Raw genomic sequence first — 3,725 nt, 5'->3', positions numbered from 1 at the left:
CTGTATGACCCGCCCGCGGCCCAATTCTTGCTGTCGCTGATGGACACGGCTGCCGTCCGCTCAGACGTGACATTTGCCAAGGAGCCGGACGTCACCCTGCCGCTGGAGGCGTCGCCCCGCGTGTCGGATTCTGAGCAAAGCAACACCAGTGTGATCTTCGAGAGATACGCCATCCTGAAGGTGTTCCGCCGCGTCAGCGCCGGCGTCAACCCCGATATCGAGCTGAACCGGGTGCTCGGCCGGTCCGGCAACCCACATGTGGCCCGACTGCTGGGCACCTACGAGCTGACCACGCAGGGCGCTGATTCCGATACTTCCTGGCCGCTCGGCATGGTGACCGAGTATGCGGTTAATGCGGCTGAAGGCTGGGCGATGGCCACCGCCAGTGTCCGCGATCTTTTCGCGGAGGGTGACTTGTACGCCCATGAGGTCGGCGGCGACTTCGCCGGTGAGTCCTATCGGCTCGGCGAAGCCGTCGCGTCAGTACACGCCACGCTCGCCGAAGCCCTCGGCACGTCACAGGCCCCCTTCCCGGTCGACACCATGCTGGCGCGGTTGTCGTCAGCAGTCGCGGCGGTGTCCGAGCTCGAGCAGTACGCGGAGGCGATCGAGCAGCGTTTCCAAAAGCTGGCGGAGCAGACGATCACCGTGCAACGGGTGCACGGCGACCTGCACCTGGGGCAGGTGTTGCGTACACCGGAGTCCTGGCTGTTGATCGACTTCGAAGGTGAGCCCGGTCAGCCGCTGGAGGAGCGTCGCGCACCGGATTCGCCGTTGCGTGACGTGGCCGGTGTGCTGCGTTCCTATGAGTACGCCGCCTACGGACCGCTGGTCGACCAGGCAGGCGACAAGCAACTCGCCGCGCGCGCCCGAGAGTGGGTGCAGCGCAACCGCACTGCGTTCTGCGACGGCTACGCGGCGGCGTCCGGCGTCGATCCCCGCGATTCAGCGCTGCTATTGGCGGCATATGAACTGGACAAGGCAGTGTATGAGACCGGTTATGAGTCTCGGCACCGCCCTGGCTGGCTGCCGATTCCGTTGCGGTCGATCGGCAGGCTTGTCAACAACTGACAGCCAATTGATATGAGTGCCGTCTGAGTTACCGTAGCCGCGCTGCGACTGTTGCGGTTCTGATGAAAACATGGCTGCATGCTGCGTGAGACATTCGACAGTGAGGCGCGGCTGTCGTGGGTGCTGGCCGTGCTGGCCGGTCTGCTGGGAGCGACGGCCTTTACCCATTCCGCCGGATACTTTGTGACGTTCATGACCGGGAATGCACAACGCGCGGTGCTGGGATACTTCCGGGACGACGTGTTGCTGTCGGTGACGGCTGGCCTGCTGATGCTGTGCTTCGTCGCCGGTGTGATCGTTGCATCAGCGTGCCGGCGGCATTTCTGGGTCGCGCATCCGCACGGACCGACCGTGCTCACCACCGTCAGTCTGTTTGCCGCCACCGTGGTGGACGTCATCGATGAGGGCTGGGAAGAAAATCTCGTTGATTTTGCGCCAATTCTGTTGGTGGTGTTTGGAATTGGTGCGCTAAACACGTCGTTCGTCAAGGATGGCGAGGTGTCGGTGCCGCTGAGCTATGTAACCGGCACGCTGGTCAAGATGGGGCAGGGCATCGAACGCCATATCGCGGGTGGAGACATGTCGGATTGGCTCGGATATTTCCTGCTGTTCGCCAGCTTCGTCTTCGGCGCCGCTTTGGGTGGCTGTATCAGCCTGGTGGTCAACGGGACCGGGATGCTGATAGTCGCTTCGGTCGTGTGCGCGTTGACAACCGGGTACACCTATTTCCACCAGGATCGCCGAGCCTTGCTGGACTAACGCGCCTTAGAAAATGCATCGGCAGCAGCGCTGGGGGCACGCTGCTGCCGATGCGTCGGAGGGTAAGTCAGGTGGCGGCTGGGGCACCGCTCAGCGTGCGCTGAATGTCCGGCTTCATGGCGACCAGTTGCTGGTTCCAGTAACCCCAGTCATGCGTCCCGTTGGGCGGGAAGTTGAACGTACCGTTGTTGCCGCCCGCGGCCACGTAGTTGTCGCGGAACTGCTCGTTGGTGCGCAGCGTGAATTGCTCCAGGAACTTGGCCGGCATGCTGTCGCCGCCAAGGTCGTTCGGAGTGCCGTTGCCGCAGTAGACCCAAATGCGGGTGTTGTTTTGCACCAGTCGAGGGAGCTGGACCATCGGGTCGTTGCGCTTCCACGCCGGATCGCTCGTCGGGCCCCACATGTTGGTGGCGCTGTAACCGCCCGCGTCGCCCATCGACAGACCGATCAGCGTCGGCCACCAGCCCTCGGACGGGTTCAGGAAGCCCGACAGTGATCCCGCGTAGGAGAACTGCTGTGGGTAGTACGCGGCCAGAATCAGTGCGGAACCACCCGACATTGAAAGACCCACCGCTGCATTGCCATTCGGCGAGATACCCCGGTTGGCCTGCAGGTACGCCGGAAGCTCCCTGGTCATGAACGTTTCCCACTTGTAGGTCTGGCAGCCGCTCTTACCGCAGGCCGGCTGGTACCAGTCGGTGTAGAAGCTGGATTGACCACCGACCGGCATGATCACCGACAGGCCGGACTGGTAGTACTCCTCGAACGCGGGAGTGTTGATGTCCCAACCGTTAAAGTCGTCCTGTGCGCGTAACCCGTCGAGCATGTAGACCGCGTGCGGTCCGCCGCCCTGGAATTGGACCTTGATATCGTGGCCCATCGCCGCGGATGGTACTTGCAGATACTCGACCGGCAGGCCCTTCTTGGAGAACGCCCCCGCGGTTGCCGAGCCGCCGACGGCACCGACCAGGCCGGCCAGCAGGGCTGCCCCAACGATCGCGATTGCCAATCGGCGCGGCAAACGGCCCGCCGCGCTGCGCAACTTCTCAACGAACTTCATAGCTCTTACCCCATCCCAACTTTCATCTGCCGCATGACGCGGTCGAATAGCTGTCGGAGGCAGTCAAACACGGCGTGCGGCCCACTCCCGGTTGCCGCTTCGGGGTGTGACGTCGCGGTTGACTAACGATTGAGCGTCGGCGCGGACTCGAAGATAACGATTGGGACTCGCTGGCCTCGTGACGTCGTCATTAACACCGCTGCAATGCAATTCGACGAAAGCATCGCAAGTTACGGCGTGGACGACTTGCGGTCTAGGAGACCAAGCGCCGCAATAGGGTTGACGCGGCAATGATTCCGAGCGCCGCAGCCACTACTAAGACGGCGATGTCCGCCGCGTGGAACGCAGTGCCGATCAGTAGCGCCCGTAGCGCGTCGACTTCGTAGCTGAGCGGGTTGACCTTGCTGAGCACATGCAGCCAGCCGGGCATCACGTTGACTGGGTATAGCGCGTTGGACGCGAAGAACAACGGCATCGTGATCGCTTGACCGATACCCATCAGCCGATCGCGATTGCGAACCAGTCCGGCCAACGTCATCGACAGGCACGCGAAGAACGCCGCACCCAGCATGACGATGCCCATCGCTGCCAGGATCCGCAGCGGATTGATCGTCAGCCCAATGCCCATCACATAGGCGAGCGCCAACACGCCGACCACCTGTGCCACCGATCGCACACCCGCCGCAAATGACTTACCGGTGATCAGCGCCGATGCCGGCGCGGGCGTCACTATGAGCTTGGCAAGGATGCCGGCGTCGCGGTCCCAGATGATTTGTATGCCATAGAAGATGGAGATGAACAGCGCCGACTGCGCGATGATGCCCGGCGACAGGAA

At 62.8% G+C, this 3,725-nt stretch carries 4 protein-coding genes; 2 read left to right on the top strand and 2 right to left on the bottom strand.

Annotation, left to right across the window (positions count from 1 at the left end; genetic code table 11):
* Positions 1–1,071: maltokinase (locus WAN71_RS17430; RefSeq protein ID WP_422226529.1), on the top strand; the 1,071-nt coding region annotated here is incomplete at its 5' end.
* Between the two features lie 78 nt (positions 1,072–1,149).
* Positions 1,150–1,830: a YoaK family protein gene (locus WAN71_RS17425; protein WP_422226528.1), complete on the top strand. Its 681-nt coding sequence runs from the start codon at positions 1,150–1,152 to the stop codon at positions 1,828–1,830.
* A gap of 67 nt (positions 1,831–1,897) precedes the next feature.
* Here the strand turns inward: WAN71_RS17425 and WAN71_RS17420 are convergent, their stop codons facing one another.
* Both WAN71_RS17420 and WAN71_RS17415 read right to left on the bottom strand, forming a co-directional pair.
* Entirely contained in the window at positions 1,898–2,890 is a 993-nt protein-coding gene (locus tag WAN71_RS17420; protein ID WP_422226527.1) for an esterase family protein, read from the bottom strand.
* A 253-nt stretch (positions 2,891–3,143) separates the two neighbouring features.
* Positions 3,144–3,725: ABC transporter permease (locus WAN71_RS17415; protein ID WP_422226526.1), on the bottom strand; the 582-nt coding region annotated here is incomplete at its 5' end.

It is taken from the genome of Mycobacterium sp. (assembly GCF_049280035.1).
Taxonomy (GTDB): Bacteria; Actinomycetota; Actinomycetes; order Mycobacteriales; family Mycobacteriaceae; genus Mycobacterium.
The sequence above is the reverse complement of the archived record's forward strand: the minus strand, read 5'-3'. Positions and strand labels throughout refer to the sequence as shown.